Consider the following 16681-nt stretch of genomic DNA (forward strand, 5'->3'; position numbering starts at 1 on the left):
TCTTCTAAAAAAAATCAATGAATTCCATAGCTGGATACCCTCTATCGAAGATTACCAAAATCGGGCATCTTATCCCTAGCACTTTCAAATGCTCCAGATTTTCATTTGCCATTTCGGTTTCACTAGTGGAAATATGTGCAACCCCGATATCCAAATAGAATCCGTTTAAAATATCATACATACCACTTACTAATGCTCGTATTTGCCCCTGTTCAGAATGCTGGTTATTACTTTTGCCGAAACATAATCGGTTTCCTTCTGAATTTGGTACTTCCGCTTTGCTTCCATCAATTCCAAGTAAAAGAAAGCCGTTCCATAAACTCACTTCAGAAGAATTATAAAAATCCATTAAATATTGATCATTTAAATGAGTAAAAATATCAGGGTTCAATCGTTTCCTTTGCTGCAGATAGCCTTGCTTCGATATTTCCATAGACAAATCCTCTTTTTGTTTGAAATATGTACGGAGTTCTAAAGTGGTGGTAAGCCTCTTTCTGGTAAGGCAAGATAATAGAATATCCTCTAATGGCATTTTTCGTTTTCTTGAAAATGTGTTATGCTCATCCATTCTTGCACGTTCCATTAGATCAGTATTTTTCAATGCATGAGAAAGTGTTTGGAATCTTTTCATATAGGTTGCTTTCATTGGCACCCCTGTCTATATTTTACAATATAAAAAGGGACCTGCCTATATAGAGAAAGATCCCTTAAGTTTATGATGTTGAGCTATGCTGATGGTTTATATTTCGCACGCTTTGCGTGCTCAACAGGGTCACGATCCATAAATCAGAGTCCAATAACGCGCCACTCGTAGAATTGCTAAAAAAATCAGGTGCTAAAATCGCGGGCAGTTTCGCCTGCAAGGGTTTTGACACCGCGGGGCCGTTTAAACTAATCGGCGGCATAGCAAAAAGCCATCCGGATACCGCAGACATTGAATCTGTCAGAAAATTCGTTCGGGAAATGCTTTGATAAGTCCTCACACCATTTTTTTGGGGGGGTATCTGAGGAAGCCTCTGGCGGGCATAACGGAAAAGATGTCTGTAACCAGAAGTGATACGCCAATCCTAAGTAAAACATGTGCTTCCCGTACAAACTAAAAAAAATTCTGGAGGTATTTAAATGAATGTAACTGACGCTTTATTTGCCCGTCACGGCTGCAGGTCCTTTAAGCCTGATCCGGTTGACCAGAACACCATTAAAACCATTTTGGAGGCGGCGACACGCGCCGCATCCGGAGGTAACTCCCAGCCATGGGAAGTTTTCGTCGCCGGAGGCGATGCGCTGGAGAGGGTCAAGCGGTTATTTCTGAGCAATACTCAAAACAGGCCACAAGCCGATCTTGATATGTCAAAAATGCCAATTGTCCACCATGCCCGTATGCAGGAGCTGCTTGCGGATATGAGCGCCGCTGCCGGAGAGTCTGTAAAAGAGATAGGGGAACTGATGGGGAATTTTTTTAACGCTCCCGCAGTTATCTATTTATGTATGGACAAGAATCTGGCGGGATTATCGTTCTTCGACCTGGGTGCGCTCTCTCAGGGCATCATGCTGAAGGCATTGGAACACGGTCTTTCGACGATGCCGGCGGGGTGTCTTGTACAGTATCCCGAGATTCTTCATGCGGAGCTGGGCATTCCCGACGAACTGTCGGTAGTAGCTGGGATCGCAATCGGATATGAGGACAGCCTTCATCCGATTAATAAATTCCGCAGCAGACTCTTATCTTTTAGAAAACATAGGATAGCTGCTGGTTTACGTTGATACAATCCAACGGATTTTTCTGCGGTTTTGTACCAGGTAAAGGCAATACAAAATTATTATTTGTTTTTATTTACTTCTTCATAAATCACCTGATTATCTTCTAAAATCTTGATATAGCCTTCCGTTTAAGCGTATTCTCTGGCCATCCTCGATTCTCTTTGCAGCTCCCCAACCAATGGCAGTATTCCAAACTTCCAGTGAGCAGACAGATTTCTATCACGCTTTGCTAGCTCTCCTGGCCAATGCTCGGCTCTTCTTACTTTTCGCTTTTTATATTTGAAATGGTGCTTTCAGACAACGCTCCACATAGAGAAGTATCCATTTCTCCTTTGTATGCCTGCTGACCATTTCCATTAAATGAGAGTGCTGTATGTTATCGAACAGACCTTTGATATCGAACTCCAGTACCCAGTCTTTCCTCCAACATCTTGTTCTTGTGACCTCCTGTGCCTGAATTGCTAACTTGTTCGCGCGATATCCGTTGGAATCCTCATAAAATATTGGCTAAGAATCATTCAAATTCCCATTCAAGAAGATGTCAATAGGACGCCAGATATCAAAGATTGTCCGGCGTCCTGCATTTTCTGCTTTCTATATATACTCCGATATCATCAAAATATCCTGGTCAAAATCTCCGAATCCACGCCCAAAGATATTAAATCCCCCGGAAAACTTAATCCCCTCCTGATTGCCGATCCAGACCTCCACGGACTCGTGTTCCATAATATGCAGTTCGTCGATGGTCACGCTGCTCACCTTCTTCTCATCGATAAATACGCCATTTGCACCGATTCTCCAGTTTACCATCTTGCCGTACTGTGTGCTGCCGATCGTTTTCGTCTCCGGGGTCAGACGGCCTCTCCGGCCGCCGTAATCCCCGCCGCTCCTGTAGAAGCCGCAGTCGCAGCCGTTTATTTTCAGCGTAATATCGGAAATCCAGTTTTCATTATATCCGGGTGCCTCGGAGCAGAGCTCCGTCGACACCATGAGGGTCTTTGGCTGCCGCGTCTTGGGGATCAGGTTGGGAAACAGGTACTTGACGAAGCCGCCGGAGCTCCACAGGATCCCGGCGCTGACACGGTTCGGATGGTAGAAATAGCTGGTGATATCCTCATATCCGATGATCCCGGCGACATTTGCCAGCCCGCAGGTCGGCATCACCTGACATTCGCTGAAGCAGCCCACCGGCATTTCCACCGATACCACCTCGCTGATCCCCTTGGGCCTTCCCACCAGCTCTATATGCACAATGTCCTTCTTCCGGTTGCACAGCTTGGTGGCCCCTCTCGTCCCAGGCTGCTCTTCCAGCATAATCAGCCCGGCCTCCTCCAGCACCTTCACATGAAGCGCGGCGCTGGAGGGGGGAATATTCAGCTGCTTTGCAATCTCACTAATAATCATACCCCGGCAGTTTAACATGGTCAGAATATCCAGCCTCATGGGCGACGACAATGCCTTCGCCACCTTGCATACCTCGTCCTTATTTCCGATATCCAAATCAATGATCTTCGCCATAACACCACTCCCTGTCATTTGTTTCAGCAGTAAAAACAATTCTCTGTATACAATTTACCATTTTATCCCTGGGAGATGCAAGCACTAATTGCAGAAATTACGGCTGCACAGAACCACCGGCCCGGTGGAAAATGATCCACACTCCTCCACCCGCACCAGCCCAATGCTCATTCACACTCTTCCGCCCACAGCAGCCGGATGCCAAACCCGGATTCCTTGGGCAGCGTGAGCACTCCCTCCGTCATACGGTAACCGGAATAATCCACCCCTTCGGACTCCCCAAGCACCGCCTCCACACACGGGATATGGTGGGGGTAAGCGGCGGCCAAGTGCGAACAATAGCACGTTTTCACCACCAGTCCCCAGGAATGGGGAGAGACCAGATACCCTTTCGCCGAAATATCCTTCATCAGATTTCTCCAGGCGGTAAACCCATAGCTGAGAATGTCCGGCTGCCATACATCCAGGCACCCCTCCTCGGACAGCCGATACAGCAAATCGATATCGGTGTATGACTCTCCGTCAGCCAGCCATGTCATCGGACGGTTGTATTTAAAATACGTCTTTAAGCGACTGCACAGCTCCTTTTCCTCCCGGAACGGTTCCTCAAACCACACCAGGGGGCAATCCCCGATCCCTTCCAGGAACCGGATACAGTCGTCGTATGTATAGCCGTCGTTGGCGTCCACCATCAGACGAACCGTGGGGAATTTCTCATGGATTCTCCGCACTACCTCGATATCCCGCTTCAGTCCCTCCTCATGTTCCATCCACTGGTACGACCTCCCTATTTTGATCTTAAATGTTCGATATCCCAGATCGTAGTCATACTGACAGTCTCCCAGGATCGCTTCCACACCGGCCGGCTTCTCGTCGGGAATCAGATCATTCATATAGATTGCGCCGTCATAGACATTGGCCCGGCCTTCCGCGTCCCCGCGAATCATCTGGTACACCGGGATTCCCAAAATATTGCCCGCCAGATCGTGGAGTGCGATATCGAAGGTCTTGCAGGCAGGATCCAGAATCCCGTAATCGGCGCGGAAGACTTCGCTCACCCGTCTTCCGGTCACCAATCCTCCGGAACCGTGTTCCCCCTCGTATGCACCCCAGCCGCTCGCCCCTTTGTCGGTAAAGATCTGAGCCAGCTTAACCGTCCCGCCAAAGCCGTGAATCCCAAGCCTGGCGTTCTTGCCGTGCAGCCGCGGATATCTCGCCCGAAATTGTTTGAATTTTACGTCTGTAATCACATGGTTGTCTAACTCGCTGTTATATCTGTCCTGTTCCATTTTTACCCCTTCACACCAGTCATGGTGATTCCTTGTACTATTTTCTTTTCAAATATTAAATATAAAATGACGATCGGTATACTCGCTACCATATTTGCCGTCATCGGCTTCACAAAATCCACGGAGTACGTCCCCGCAAGCGTCGGAATTCCGATAGGCAGCGTAAAAATCGTCTCGCTCATGGAGCAAAGCAGAGGCCATAAGTAGTCGTTCCAGCTGCCGACAAAGGAAAAAATGCAGATCGTCGACAGCGCCGATTTTACCAATGGAAATACAATCCTGAAAAAGATGGTTACAACTCCCGCGCCGTCCATTCGGGCCGCCTCGATCAGTTCCTTTGGGAGCCCCTTCATAAAGGTCGTCAGGATAATGAAATTCATGGAATTTACAAGAAGCGGCAGGATCAGGCCCTGGTACGTATCGATCAGGCGTAGCTTGTTTGCCGTAATAAAGAGCGGCACGATCGTGGCCTGGCCGGGTACCATGACGCCCAGGATCAGGTAGAAGAAAACGAGATCCCTTCCTTTAAAATCGAGAAGTGCCACCGCGTAGGCCGCCATCGCGGTCATGATAACGCAGCCGCCTGTCGCTATAACCGATACGATCACACTGTTTCTCAGCCACAGGAGCACATTGCTCTTTAAAAATACATCCACATAATTGGTCACGATATAGGGCGGCGCAAACCAGTCCCACACGTTTTTGATGGCTTTTCCCTCCCGCTGCAAGGATACGAAGAAGGACCAGATAAGCGGCATCAGCATAGACAGCGCAAGCAAGACCGAAAGGATAGAAATAATCGCCCTGGGAATTGTATTTTTCTTCATTTATCTCCCCCCTTCCCTGAATGTTTCAGCTGGAGCGCCGACAGTGTCGCAATAATAAAGAAGAGGACGTACGACATGGCGGCCCCGTACCCCATATTATTTTTTTCAAATGCCGTCTCATAAATATACTGTATGATCGTTCTTGTGCTGGACGCAGGGCCGCCCCCCGTCATCATATAGACCTGTCCGAAAATCTTAAAGCATGAGATCACCTGCAGCAGCCCGATCATCAGCGTGGTCGGTTTTAAGAGCGGCAGCGTGATGTAGATCAACTTCTTCCACGGGGATGCCCCGTCGATGGAGGCCGCTTCCATGACCGCAGCGTCAATCTCCTGCAGCGCGGCTAAATAGATCAGCATACTGAATCCCACGGTCCACCAGGCCGTCATTCCGACGACGGAAAACCACACCAGCACTTTGTCCTGCAGCCACTGGATCTCGGTACCCGGATTCATCAGATGGAATGTGTGCAGAAAATCGCTGATGAAACCGCTGTAGGGCATCAGGATGTATTTTGCCATAAAGGAGGCCACGGAAACAGACAGAATACTCGGTATGTAATATGCCACCCGCAAAAAACGCCGCCCTCTCCACTCCCTGTTGGCCAGAAGCGCCAGAATCAGCGCGAATACCACTACCACAGGGGCGGTAATAATGACGAATTTGAACGTATTTCCCAGAGACTGAATAAAATTCTGGTCGGTCAGAAGCTTCCTGAAATTCTGCAGGCCGACAAATTTCTGTTTTCCCGAGAGCGTCCATTTGAAAAAACTTACATAAATGCCCTGTATTACCGGCCAGATGGTAAAGACCGTGTAAACCGATATAAATGGCAGAATGAATGCAATTGCCGCTATTGTTGTTTTTCTGTTCCGAGCCACTATTATCCCCCCCTTTCCTATGGCAGTCAGGAAAGGTTGTCTTTGAGTACCGTCTCCGCCTCATCGATCGCAGCCTCCGGAGTTAAATCTCCCAGCCACACCTTGTTAAACACTTCAATGATTCCATTTTCAATGGATGAATAGTTTAACGACTTGAACAGGTAGACGCCCTCCTCCGCCATCGCCTTATAATCGCTCCTGTGCGGAACCTTTTCGTACTCATCGCTGTTGAGAATCGCCTGGTTGGCCGGAATATTGCCTGAGCCGGTCCAGATGTAGGCGCCGTCGGCAGCCGCGTACTGCATGAACTTTACGGCTTCCAGGGACTCTGTCTCGGACCGCTCTTCGTTATGCGGAAGAATCAGAGAGTGTGAATTTACATAACATGCTCCATTTCCAAAGACCGCAGGAAATGCCTGAACTTCCCAGTTAAAGCTGTCGAGGCGTTCCAAGTTGGCCACCGCCACAGTGCCGTTGATCAGAAGCCCCGCCTTGCCGGATTCGAACAATCCCTGGAAATCATCAATTCCCGGAGTAATGTATCCGTCCTTATAAAGAGAATCCAGATAGATGAGAGCCTCCAGCGCCTTGTCCTTATCCCAGGTAAGCTGTGTTCCGTCCTCACTCAGAACCGGTGCGCCGCCCAGCTGATTGTAGAAGGAGTACCATACTCGGTAGGGCTGTGTCCCCTGATTCGGGAAAGCGATCGTCGACCCGCCCTCCGGCACAACCGCCTTCAGCTGGTCTAAAACCGCCTTCATCTCCTCCTTACTGTTGATCTCAAGCTTACCGGCCTCGTTAAGCGTGATTCCGGCCTCCTTCACCAGACCGGAATTGAAGCAGAAAATCTCGCCGTGCATATCGAGAGGAATCGCATAGATCTGTCCGTTGTAGGTCACGCTCTCAAGCTCGGTCTGTATGTAAATGTCCTCCGGTTTTATTCCCAGCTGTTCGATATAATCATCAATCGGATCAATGACGCCCAGTTCAGCCAGCTCCGGAATCCTGGAAACGTGGGACACCCCGATATCCGGCCCCTTGTCCGCCGCAACAGACGTCTGGAGCTTCGTATAATAGTCATCCCACACCATTGTGATAGACTTTACCTCCTGTGCCGGGGAAGTCTGATTGTATTCCGCAATAATGTCATCCATAAATTCCCCATCTCCACCGGTAAACAGCGACCAGAAGGTGAGCGCCCCCGAATCACCAGCCGCATCTACGGACTGGGCAGCCTGTTCCTGTGTCTTATCTCCAGATGCCGTCTGACCACCGGCTGTGCCGCAGCCGCTCACTGTCAGCGCCGCGAATAAACCAATACCGAATATTTGCAACATTCTCTTATTCATCATTCTCTCCTCCATTTTATAGTTCTGCGTCTATAGTTTCTTTAAAAGAATTTTCTGCCGGCTGTTTCTTATATTCTTTTATATGCATTATACAGTACGGTACTTCTCAAGTCAACATATATATTGTTTGTTTTAGTGATTTTGTATGTTTTATCTCTATTTATTCGGATATTATTATATTAATTATATTCAATATTTGGTTTGTGCTTTTTATTTATACATTTTTTATGTTTAAATAAGGTTGAGTAACCGAATCGTATTAATTCAGATCAGCCTGGCATAGCTCTGGCGGGTCCGGGAGAAGGTGATTACCGGCGGGCAGTTTTACCATTTTTACATTTCAAAATGTTCTCTGGGTATATGCAGTTCCATTGAAATGCTACAAACCGCTCTCCCGGCATCTAAATGGGATGGTCAATATATATTTTATTCTTACGAAATGAACCTCCTCCTTTTCTCATTTTTCTGGATTCAGGTATTCTTCAAGGCAAAGGTTTTGGTGCTTCATTTCCGTGGCAGCCGAAATGCCGTCATAGCGGTAATGCCACGGCTCGTTGTTGACTCCTGTGAGTTCTGTTTTATCGGGCGGACAGCGGCGGATAAAACCAAAGCGATAGCTGTTTTCATTCAGCCACTTGTAAACCTCTGTTCCAGAAGAATGAATCCCGTCCCCATTAATGTCCACCGCAATTCCAAGCTGATGTTCACTTGTTCCCAGAACGGCCACCCAAGCCTCCTCCTTCCGGGCCTCTGCATGGGAATACCCCTCCGCCTTATATACTTCGATTTTTTCATCCATGATTTTTTGCTCTCTTTCCGCCGTTCTGTATCCGGACAAGGCAATCGGATAAATGCCATCCTCCCTTGCGGCATCAAACATTCTTTGGAGAGCAGGGTAAATCCGGATATCAACGGATTTTCCGCCGGACAGCCGTTTTAGTTCTACGTCGCACCCGGAGGGGATAAGGGGCTTTATTCCGCTTTATCCACAGCTTCTTTCATTGCGTCTTCAACCATTTCATGAGACTCCCCTCCGGCGCTGCTCTCAATAAACAGAGGTTATTCAAGCAAGGAATTTGTATTGCGCACTGGAAGCTGACTGTTCCAGAGCAAACCAACGGCAGCTGCCAGAGCAAAAAAGCACACGCATAAGACAAGCGGCCTTTTTGATACCGATTCCCCCGCCGTATATGACGCCTCAACTTGTGGTCATCTGTGTTTCCCCTGTAGCCAGCCTATAGTTTGTCTGTAGCTGAAAAAAAGTGTCTTCGACACTTCAGCTCCCCTGGCCCATCATTGACAGGACTACTTCCATGTCTTTTAAGGTTATTTCTGTTCAGCATCGCCATTGTCTTATTTCTGAAGGTGGGGTTGGTAATTCTCTCCTGTGGCAGCATGTAAAACATTTCAATTATAAACTCCTTCGGGATTCTTTTCAGACAGCCTTGCTTAATGAACTCCATTTACGCATTGGACGTTACCTGGGCAGACCCGTCATCGCCACTTCCAGAATTGATTCTTACGACGGCGATTCCGTTACCTTCCATTACAACCGCCATGAAGATGATCAACTCATGATTGAAACTCTTCCTGCTCTTGAATTTATTGCGCGCCTGACTCAGCACATACCGGAAAAACATTTTAAAATGATTCGTTACTACGGCATTTATGCCAAACATCGCAGTTCTGACAAGCGTCTTCGCAGGGCTATTTTAAAAGAAAAACATAAACTATATCTCTCTTTCAACCGCTGGCGGGATTCCAGCCTTCACTCATTTGGATACGATCCCCTAAAATGTTCCATCTGTAGAAATGTCATGCTCTTCCTTAAGTTATATTTTAATCATAGACCTGTTCCTTTGCATGAATTATACGAAAAGGCAATGCGTAAGCATCTGTGCCGTTCCCCCGCTCTTCTTTTATTTCTTTCATACCTTCCGTTTTCATGATACAATCATGATATCTTAGACAAGTACGGGGGTAGGTTACAATGAAACGGATAACAGAAGAAGAGCTTGCAAAGGAGCTACGGGAACACTACTTACAAAATTCACCGGAAGGTATGACATGTGACGAAGTTCGCGATATGAGTGATGATGACCTTCTCGATATGGATTGCTTTCTTCATGAATTCGATGACCTTGAAGATGACGATTTAGGAGAAGAAGGGTTTTATATCTTCTAATTCTAAACCGTCTGTTTTCCATCTGTTTTGGTTCTGTAGTAATCACGCCACCCTATGACTTTAGGATTTATTATTCTTATCAAGTCTTCCTCCGTTCTGACCAACAGATATCTTTGGTTGACATTCTCTTTCACTGTTTCCTTTATCTTTTTCATGGCTTTCTTACTTGGATACTGGGTCAGTTCCCCATATGGATTTCCTTCTTTTCTGATTTTGCTGAATCTTCTGTTATGCATTCCCAGATAATCAAAGCCTTCTTTTCCTCCCCATAAACATACCGTTTTGGTTTTGGTCGGGTGTAAGGTTAAATCCAGCTTCCACATGATGTATTTCAACAGGTTCATCGCATAGTCTGCGCTTTTCTTGTTTTTACAGATAATCACACTATCATCTGCATACCTGACCAGCTTCTCATGTTTACTCCCGTTTCTTTCCCACCAGCCATCAAATGCATTTAAGTAGATATTCGCCAGTAACGGTGATATAACTCCTCCCTGACTTGTCCCCAATTCACTGATTTCCAGTACATTTCCATACAGTATTCCTGCCTTTAACCATTGTCTGATCAGCTTTAATATCCCTCTGTCCCATATCCTCTGTTCTATCAGTATCATCAGCTTCTCCTGATTCACCTGATCAAAGAACTTTTCAATATCTGCGTCCACCACGTAGTATCCTTTGTTGTTGCAAGCCTTTCTCACTGTCTCCAATGCCTGTCTGGCATCCCTTTTGGGTCTGAATCCGTAGGAACAGTCTTTGAAATCGGCTTCGAATACCGGTTCTATTGCTATCTTTACCGCCATTTGGACGATTCTGTCCTTGACTGTGGGGATTCCCAATGGTCTCTGGCTCCCTCCTGTCATGAGTACTACTTCGTTCTCACTTATACATCTCATCTTTACCTTACGGTGACAGGTAGGGTCTCTCCAGTTCCGGACCACACCCTTCATACATACCGATTCCCATATGCCGGAGGATTATCAATGGTGCTTTTCCAGTCTCTTCCCATCTTCCTTGGTTTTCGCCACAATAGGCAAGGCTCAACCTCCCCATCTCTCCTCCTTTTTTGGAGCAGTTTTACTTACGACACGGCAGAATTCACTTTACGTTACGGTCTGCATGATTGCCATATCAAAAAAGAGATATGTTATCCATCCGCTTAGCACCCTGCATTACTGCAACGCACCGGATTTAGCTACACGGCTCACTAGTAATTACCGTGACCGGACTTGCACCGGCTGGTGTGATCCAGCTTCGCTGGACACGCCCTATACGATAAAAAGACTGTTATGCCGGGTCTATGCCCTCCATGACAGTCTTTTTCTATATGCTCTTATTCTCTTAATGGTTCCTATTTCCCTGACAATTCCAATTTTCTATGGATTCTTATTCCCAGCAATTCCAATTAAAGCTCCGGCAGCAATTCCTGCCATTGCCGGCCCGATCCAGCCAAGTCCCATATCATAAAGAGGAAGCCTGGAAAGACCCGCATTTAAAAAGCCAAGGCCTGCCTGTTCCAGTGATAAAAGCACACTGGCAATTCCGGTAAGGCTGATGGAGCAGATGTAAACCGCCTTCCACTTCCTTTCATCCCGGAAACCAAAGGACAGTAAAATGAGAACAATGGCTACCGGATAGATGGCATTTAACACCGGAACAGAGACTTCCAGGATCTTATTAAGGCCGATATTGGAGATTATCAGGCTTACCAGAGCAAAAAGGAAGGCCCAGGCACGATAGCCCACTTTCGGTATAATGGTGCTGAAATACCTGCTGCAGCAGCTGATAAGGCCGATGCAGGTATTTAAACAGGCTATAAAGAAAATGACGGCCAGCATCATAAGCCCTGCATTCCCATATAAAAAACGTACCGCCTGGTTTAAGGTCTGGGCACCGTTTTCCCCAGACCCCAATGTGCCGCCTGTAACGGCCCCTACGTGGGCCAGAGCGCTATATACCAGAAGAAGTATCCCTCCTGCGATAAAACCTGCCTGAATGGTCTCTCTGACCACAGAAGCCTCCTGTTTGATCCCCATTGCCCGAACATTTAAGGAGATAATGATCCCAAAATTCAGGGCGGCAATGGTATCCATGGTCAGGTACCCTTCAAGAAATCCCTTTACAAAGGGATTGGACCCATAGCTCTTTGCCGGAACCCCGTAAGGGCCTGCCGGATGGACCATGCAGCCCGCAAATATCACCACTATCAAGACCAGCAGGCACGGAGTCAGTATTTTCCCCAGCCTGTCCGTCAACTTGTCCGGCTTTAAGGATACGGCAAAGGCAATGGAAAAGAAAAAGGCGGAATAAAGGAGCTGAGCAAGGGCTCCTGTACTCTCTTCTTTTAAAAAGGGGACTACCGCCATCTCAAAGGAGGTGCTGGCAGTTCTTGGAATGGCAAGACACGGCCCTATGGATAAATAAATAAGCAGTGTAAAAACAAATGCAAATCCGGGATGAACACGGCCGGCCAGCTTACCAAGACCGCCGGACCGGGCCACAGCGACCACGCCAAGAACCGGAAACCCAATGGCCGTTACCGCAAAACCGGCCATTGCGATCCAGGTATTGACTCCCGCGGATGCACCCAAATAGGGCGGAAAAATAAGATTTCCCGCCCCGAAAAACATGGAGAAAAGTGTAAGGCCCACTAAGACCAGCTTCTGTTTCGATAATTTTTCCATATGTCCCGCTTTATCTGTCACCTGCACGGTAGCGCTCCAAAAGCCGGTTAATTCTGGTAGTCGGATTTAAAAGCTCGCTTAAGGAGGCATCGTGATTTAAGTTATCTACGATCAGCGCAATGTATTTACTCATATCCACATTGATATAATACGGCCTGGATAAAAGATCAGGGGTCTGATATACCAGGTTGGTCGTGAGGATCCTGTCAATAAATCCATTCTCATAATATTCATCAAACTTTGCAAGGCCGTTGGTAAAGAGTCCAAAGGTGGAGCAAACAAATACTTTCCTGGCCTTTCTTCTCTTAAGCTCCTTGGCTACATCCAACATACTTTCGCCGGAGGAAATCATATCGTCAACAATGATCACATCCTTACCCTCTACGCTGGTTCCCAGAAATTCATGGGCAACAATGGGATTGCGGCCGTTAATGATCTGGGTGTAATCCCTGCGTTTATAGAACATACCCATATCAAGGCCAAGGACATTGGCAAAGAATACAGCACGTCCCATTCCGCCTTCATCCGGGCTGATGACCATCATATGTTCGCTGTCAATATCCAGTTCCTTCTCTTCCCTCAGAAGGTATTTGATAAACTGGTAAATGGGCTGAACGGTCTCGAAGCCCTTTAATGGAATCGCATTCTGCACTCTAGGGTCATGAGCATCAAAGGTGATGATGTTCTCAACGCCCATGTTCACCAGTTCCCGAAGCGCCAGCGCGCAGTCTAAGGATTCTCTGCTGGATCTCTTATGCTGCCTGCTCTCGTATAAGAAAGGCATGATCACATTAATGCGGCGGGCCTTTCCTGCCGATGCTGCAATGAGACGCTTCAAATCCTGGAAGTGGTCATCAGGGGACATATGGTTGGTCATTCCGCATAGGGAATAGGTAAGGCTGTAATTACATACATCTACCATAAAATAAAGGTCATCACCGCGAACAGATTCCTGCAGGGTGCCCTTTGCCTCACCGGTTCCAAACCTTGGGGTGCTGGCTCCTATAATATAGGAATCCCGCTGATAGCCTGAAAAAGCGATGGTAGACTTGTGCTCGCTTTCCCGCTCCTGTCTCCAGGACACCAGATAATCATTGACCTTATCTCCCAACTCTTTGCAGCTTTTTAACGGTATCAAACCCAGCGGACCCACGGGAATGGTTTCTATCGTCTTTTCTTCGTAAAGCATTCTTCTCTCCTCCAACGTATCCTAATACAATGCAACGGTTCTTTTATAACATTATGCGCGGAAATAGTCAAGTTAATCGATGCAATTAGGACTCTTAATTTCATTGTAATCGTTGCCTCCATTTGTTGCAACCGCTAATTTCTTACGTTTGAAGCCAAGGCTTCAGGAGATTCTCATATTCGATATTTCTTTGCATAAAATGTATTATGTACTATTAAAAGCAGGGAGGATAAATCTTGCCCAAAATTTTAGATAATAATTATTATGACCTGATTATAAGCAATACCCTGGCTCCTTCCTATGATACCGGAAATAATATTACCTATTTGGATATAAGGGATTCTCTTCTGCACATTCCTGTCACCACCGTGGACCCCTGTGATTTAGGCCGCCATCCCTACAACAATTTCCCGACACTTTATACGCTTACCTCCACCACCAGTCTGGAAAAGTCCGGCATCTCAACTGTTCAGAGGAACCCTTATCTGGCCCTGTTTGGCAGCGGGGTCCTGGTGGCTGTCATTGATACCGGAATTGACTACCGGCATCCGGCTTTTAAGTATAATGACGGAACCTCACGCATCCTCTCCATGTGGGACCAGACGGTACAAACCGGTACGCCTCCGGAAACCTTTACATTCGGTTCCGAATACACCAGGGAGCAAATCAATGAGGCATTAAGCTCAGAGGACCCTTTATCTCTTGTCCCCACAACGGATACCATTGGACACGGAACCGCCATTGCCAGTGTTCTGGCCGGTACCCCGGATGAAGCCCAATTCTTCAGCGGAGTAGTGCCCCAGGCCGATCTTGTGATCGTAAAGCTGAAAGAAGCAAAACAAAATTTAAAAAGTATATTTTTTGTTCCTGAAAATGCCCTCTGCTATCAGGAATCCGATATCATACTGGGAATCCGGTATGCTTTTATGATTTCCGAACGGTTAAGACGCCCCCTTGTGGTGTGCATTGCCCTGGGAAGCAACCAGGGAGGCCATGACGGAAGAGGTTCTTTGGACAGCTACATTGATTACCTTACATTGCTGCCTGGAATCGGGGTATGCGTTTCCGGCGGCAATGAAGGAAACAGTCAGAGACACTATTTTAATGCCAATACCGGAGCCCCTTTCTACAATGATTTTGAACTGAGAGTCGGGAGCAGTGACACAATGTTTTCCATGGAAATCTGGTCATATGCCCCTGCCAGGCTTTCCATTGATATCTCTTCTCCAAACCGGGAATCTACCCAGCCTGTTTTCCCCTCCTTCAATCAATGCAGAAGGTTCAGCTTCATATTTAACCAGACCACCATCTACGTCAACAATATCATATTTGAGGAGGAAAACGGAGACCAGCTCATCCTTTTGCGTTTTAACAATCTCCTCCCCGGCATCTGGTACCTGCGTGTGCAAAACATTGAAAATGAACCCTTTGCTTTCCATTCCTGGCTGCCTTCCGGAGACTTAATCTCAAGAGAGACGTATTTCCTTAATTCAAATCCTGATACCACCCTGACCGCTCCCGGAAACGGAAGGCATCAGCTGACGGTTGCCGCTTACAACGACATGAATAACAGCATCCTGCCGGAGTCCGGCAGAGGCTATACAAGGACCGGTGAGATCAAGCCTGACCTGGCTGCGCCGGGCTACCAGCTTACCTGTGCTGTCCCCGGAAACATGTACGGATCTGTAACAGGTACGGGCGCCGCGGCAGCCCACGCTGCTGGAATTGTTGCCATGGTATTTGAATGGGCCATTGTCAGGGAAAATTATCCCAGAATGACCGGAAATAATGTCAACCGCCTCTTAGTGAGCGGGGCGACCCGCAGCGATACATTCATTTATCCCAATAACATATGGGGATATGGTCAGGTGGACGTGAACAGACTTTTTCAACGGCTCGCCAGCCTTTAAAAGCTGCCCTTACAGTCAAACTGAGCCAACACAGAAAACTGAAAATCCAGGAGCCTTATCGTACAAAGGCTTCCTGGATTTTAATTACTCAATACGTTTTTCTTTTTTTCTGATGCGAATGTCATCTCCATAAAGAGGAATCACCGTATAACGGCTGATCAGCCGGGAAGTTACACGCTCCGTATACCGGTCCCTCAGCTCATTGATGGGATGATTGGTGGAAATAATGGTTGATTTTGAAGAATTAAGCCGTTCATTGATGCAATAAAACAATTCTGAAGATGTAAAGCTGTTATTAAGCTCCGTTCCCAAATCATCAATGATCAGAAGATCACAATCCAGTATATACTGGTACATCCCCTTCATGTCCTCTTCATCCTGGTAATCAAACCGGTTCTTGGAAAACACCTCAAATAAGTCATTGGCAGATAAGTATATTACGGAATAATACCGGTCGATCAGTTCCTTTGCAATACAGTTGGTCAGGAACGTCTTACCGACCCCCGTAGGGCCTGTAAACAGCAGGTTCCCATGGTCTGCGGCAAATCCCTTTACAAAGCTTTTACAGGTCTCCACAACCTGTCCCATATACTGTCTGACGGTCCGGTTAAGGACCGGAACCACTCTTGTATCATCAAAATATGCATAAGAAAATGTGTTGAAATTTTCTACCGCAATGATCTGTTCAATGTTCGACTGGGCGTAAAGATATTTCATTTCAAACTGGCGGAAGCAGTGGCATTTTACCCCGTCTGCATACCCGGTATCCTGACAATCCTGACAGCGGTACCGCATCTCCATGTAATCTGCAGGAAAACCGGCTGCCTTTAAAAGCACGCTTTTCTGCTCTCTCAAGTCTGCGATTTCATTTCTAAGGGCCTTAAGAGCCCCCTTGTCACCGTCAAGAAGCCTGCGGGCACTGGTCACCGCACTGGTGCTGATGAAATCATCAAGCTCCTTAATAACCGGAATTTTACGATATACTTCCGCAATCCTCTCTTCCTGCTCATGCCGGTTCTTAAACTGCTGCTGTCCATATGCCCGCATGATGGCATCGTACTGTGAATTGCTCAGCGCCATAATTACCT

At 47.1% G+C, this 16681-nt stretch carries 13 protein-coding genes and 2 pseudogenes; 4 read left to right on the forward strand and 11 right to left on the reverse strand.

The genetic code is table 11. The features are described 5' to 3' along the window. Nucleotides 1-4 precede the first annotated feature (4 nt). The gene (locus K401_RS33535) at nt 5-646 is read right to left on the reverse strand and encodes a hypothetical protein (protein ID WP_242842298.1); all 642 of its coding nucleotides are present in this window, start codon (nt 644-646) and stop codon (nt 5-7) included. Between the two features lie 476 nt (nt 647-1122). Here K401_RS33535 and K401_RS31790 point away from each other — a divergent pair, with 476 nt between their 5' ends. Continuing rightward, complete coding sequence (locus K401_RS31790) at nt 1123-1764, forward strand: nitroreductase (RefSeq protein ID WP_024292471.1); 642 nt, start codon at nt 1123-1125, stop codon at nt 1762-1764. Nucleotides 1765-2355: 591 nt separating this feature from the next. Here K401_RS31790 and K401_RS0108045 read toward each other — a convergent pair. The 6 genes and pseudogenes from K401_RS0108045 to K401_RS31125 all read right to left on the reverse strand — a co-directional run. Next, nucleotides 2356-3279 (reverse strand): ArsR/SmtB family transcription factor, encoded by a 924-nt coding sequence (locus tag K401_RS0108045; RefSeq protein ID WP_024292472.1) that lies wholly within the window; start codon nt 3277-3279, stop codon nt 2356-2358. 167 nt (nt 3280-3446) lie between these two features. Continuing rightward, entirely contained in the window at nt 3447-4568 is a 1122-nt protein-coding gene (locus tag K401_RS0108055; RefSeq protein ID WP_024292473.1) for an enolase C-terminal domain-like protein, read from the reverse strand. A gap of 2 nt (nt 4569-4570) precedes the next feature. Next, nucleotides 4571-5395, reverse strand: coding sequence for a carbohydrate ABC transporter permease (locus K401_RS0108060; RefSeq protein WP_024292474.1), 825 nt, complete (start codon nt 5393-5395; stop codon nt 4571-4573). Beyond that, entirely contained in the window at nt 5392-6276 is an 885-nt protein-coding gene (locus K401_RS0108065; protein ID WP_024292475.1) for a carbohydrate ABC transporter permease, read from the reverse strand. The genes K401_RS0108060 and K401_RS0108065 overlap by 4 nt, the downstream gene beginning before the upstream one ends. 26 nt (nt 6277-6302) lie before the next feature. After that, nucleotides 6303-7628: an extracellular solute-binding protein gene (locus K401_RS0108070; protein WP_166435259.1), complete on the reverse strand. Its 1326-nt coding sequence runs from the start codon at nt 7626-7628 to the stop codon at nt 6303-6305. A 454-nt stretch (nt 7629-8082) separates the two neighbouring features. Next, nucleotides 8083-8589, reverse strand: a pseudogene (locus K401_RS31125) (M15 family metallopeptidase); the annotation flags it as partial. A 376-nt stretch (nt 8590-8965) separates the two neighbouring features. On the opposite strand from K401_RS31125, the pseudogene K401_RS31130 reads away from it, so the two are divergent. Together K401_RS31130 and K401_RS0108090 are read left to right on the forward strand one after the other, a co-directional pair. Then, nucleotides 8966-9574, forward strand: a pseudogene (locus K401_RS31130) (transposase); the annotation flags it as partial. Nucleotides 9575-9615: 41 nt separating this feature from the next. Further along, nucleotides 9616-9810, forward strand: coding sequence for a hypothetical protein (locus K401_RS0108090; protein WP_024292478.1), 195 nt, complete (start codon nt 9616-9618; stop codon nt 9808-9810). 2 nt (nt 9811-9812) lie between these two features. Here the strand turns inward: K401_RS0108090 and ltrA are convergent, their stop codons facing one another. The 3 genes from ltrA to K401_RS0108105 all read right to left on the reverse strand — a co-directional run bounded on the left by ltrA (nt 9813) and on the right by K401_RS0108105 (nt 13683). After that, the gene (ltrA, locus tag K401_RS0108095) at nt 9813-10760 is read right to left on the reverse strand and encodes a group II intron reverse transcriptase/maturase (RefSeq protein ID WP_029700685.1); all 948 of its coding nucleotides are present in this window, start codon (nt 10758-10760) and stop codon (nt 9813-9815) included. 426 nt (nt 10761-11186) lie between these two features. Further along, on the reverse strand, nt 11187-12494 hold the full coding sequence (gene brnQ, locus K401_RS0108100; RefSeq protein WP_024292480.1) for a branched-chain amino acid transport system II carrier protein: 1308 nt from the start codon (nt 12492-12494) through the stop codon (nt 11187-11189). 10 nt (nt 12495-12504) lie between these two features. Beyond that, on the reverse strand, nt 12505-13683 hold the full coding sequence (locus K401_RS0108105) for a ribose-phosphate pyrophosphokinase (protein ID WP_024292481.1): 1179 nt from the start codon (nt 13681-13683) through the stop codon (nt 12505-12507). 236 nt (nt 13684-13919) lie between these two features. Here K401_RS0108105 and K401_RS0108110 point away from each other — a divergent pair, with 236 nt between their 5' ends. Next, a complete protein-coding gene (locus K401_RS0108110) occupies nt 13920-15593 on the forward strand; it encodes a S8 family peptidase (protein WP_024292482.1) in 1674 nt (557 codons plus the stop codon). Nucleotides 15594-15677: 84 nt separating this feature from the next. On the opposite strand, the gene K401_RS0108115 is transcribed toward K401_RS0108110, so the two are convergent. Further along, nucleotides 15678-16673, reverse strand: a complete 996-nt coding sequence (locus K401_RS0108115; protein ID WP_024292483.1) for an ATP-binding protein — start codon at nt 16671-16673, stop codon at nt 15678-15680. Nucleotides 16674-16681: the final 8 nt, after the last annotated feature.

Origin of the sequence: Lacrimispora indolis DSM 755 (genome assembly GCF_000526995.1) — a bacterium.
Classification (GTDB): domain Bacteria; phylum Bacillota; class Clostridia; order Lachnospirales; family Lachnospiraceae; genus Lacrimispora; species Lacrimispora indolis.

Excerpts from the sequence above, each read along its gene's own strand:
- K401_RS33535 (WP_242842298.1), bottom strand. The coding sequence starts at position 646 with ATGAAAGCAACCTATATGAAAAGATTCCAAACACTTTCTCATGCATTG.
- ltrA (WP_029700685.1), bottom strand. The coding sequence starts at position 10,760 with ATGAAGGGTGTGGTCCGGAACTGGAGAGACCCTACCTGTCACCGTAAG.
- K401_RS0108060 (WP_024292474.1), bottom strand. The coding sequence starts at position 5,395 with ATGAAGAAAAATACAATTCCCAGGGCGATTATTTCTATCCTTTCGGTC.
- K401_RS0108115 (WP_024292483.1), bottom strand. The coding sequence starts at position 16,673 with ATGGCGCTGAGCAATTCACAGTACGATGCCATCATGCGGGCATATGGA.
- K401_RS0108070 (WP_166435259.1), bottom strand. The coding sequence starts at position 7,628 with ATGATGAATAAGAGAATGTTGCAAATATTCGGTATTGGTTTATTCGCG.
- K401_RS0108055 (WP_024292473.1), bottom strand. The coding sequence starts at position 4,568 with ATGGAACAGGACAGATATAACAGCGAGTTAGACAACCATGTGATTACA.
- K401_RS31790 (WP_024292471.1), top strand. The coding sequence starts at position 1,123 with ATGAATGTAACTGACGCTTTATTTGCCCGTCACGGCTGCAGGTCCTTT.
- K401_RS0108090 (WP_024292478.1), top strand. The coding sequence starts at position 9,616 with ATGAAACGGATAACAGAAGAAGAGCTTGCAAAGGAGCTACGGGAACAC.
- brnQ (WP_024292480.1), bottom strand. The coding sequence starts at position 12,494 with ATGGAAAAATTATCGAAACAGAAGCTGGTCTTAGTGGGCCTTACACTT.
- K401_RS0108045 (WP_024292472.1), bottom strand. The coding sequence starts at position 3,279 with ATGGCGAAGATCATTGATTTGGATATCGGAAATAAGGACGAGGTATGC.
- K401_RS0108105 (WP_024292481.1), bottom strand. The coding sequence starts at position 13,683 with ATGCTTTACGAAGAAAAGACGATAGAAACCATTCCCGTGGGTCCGCTG.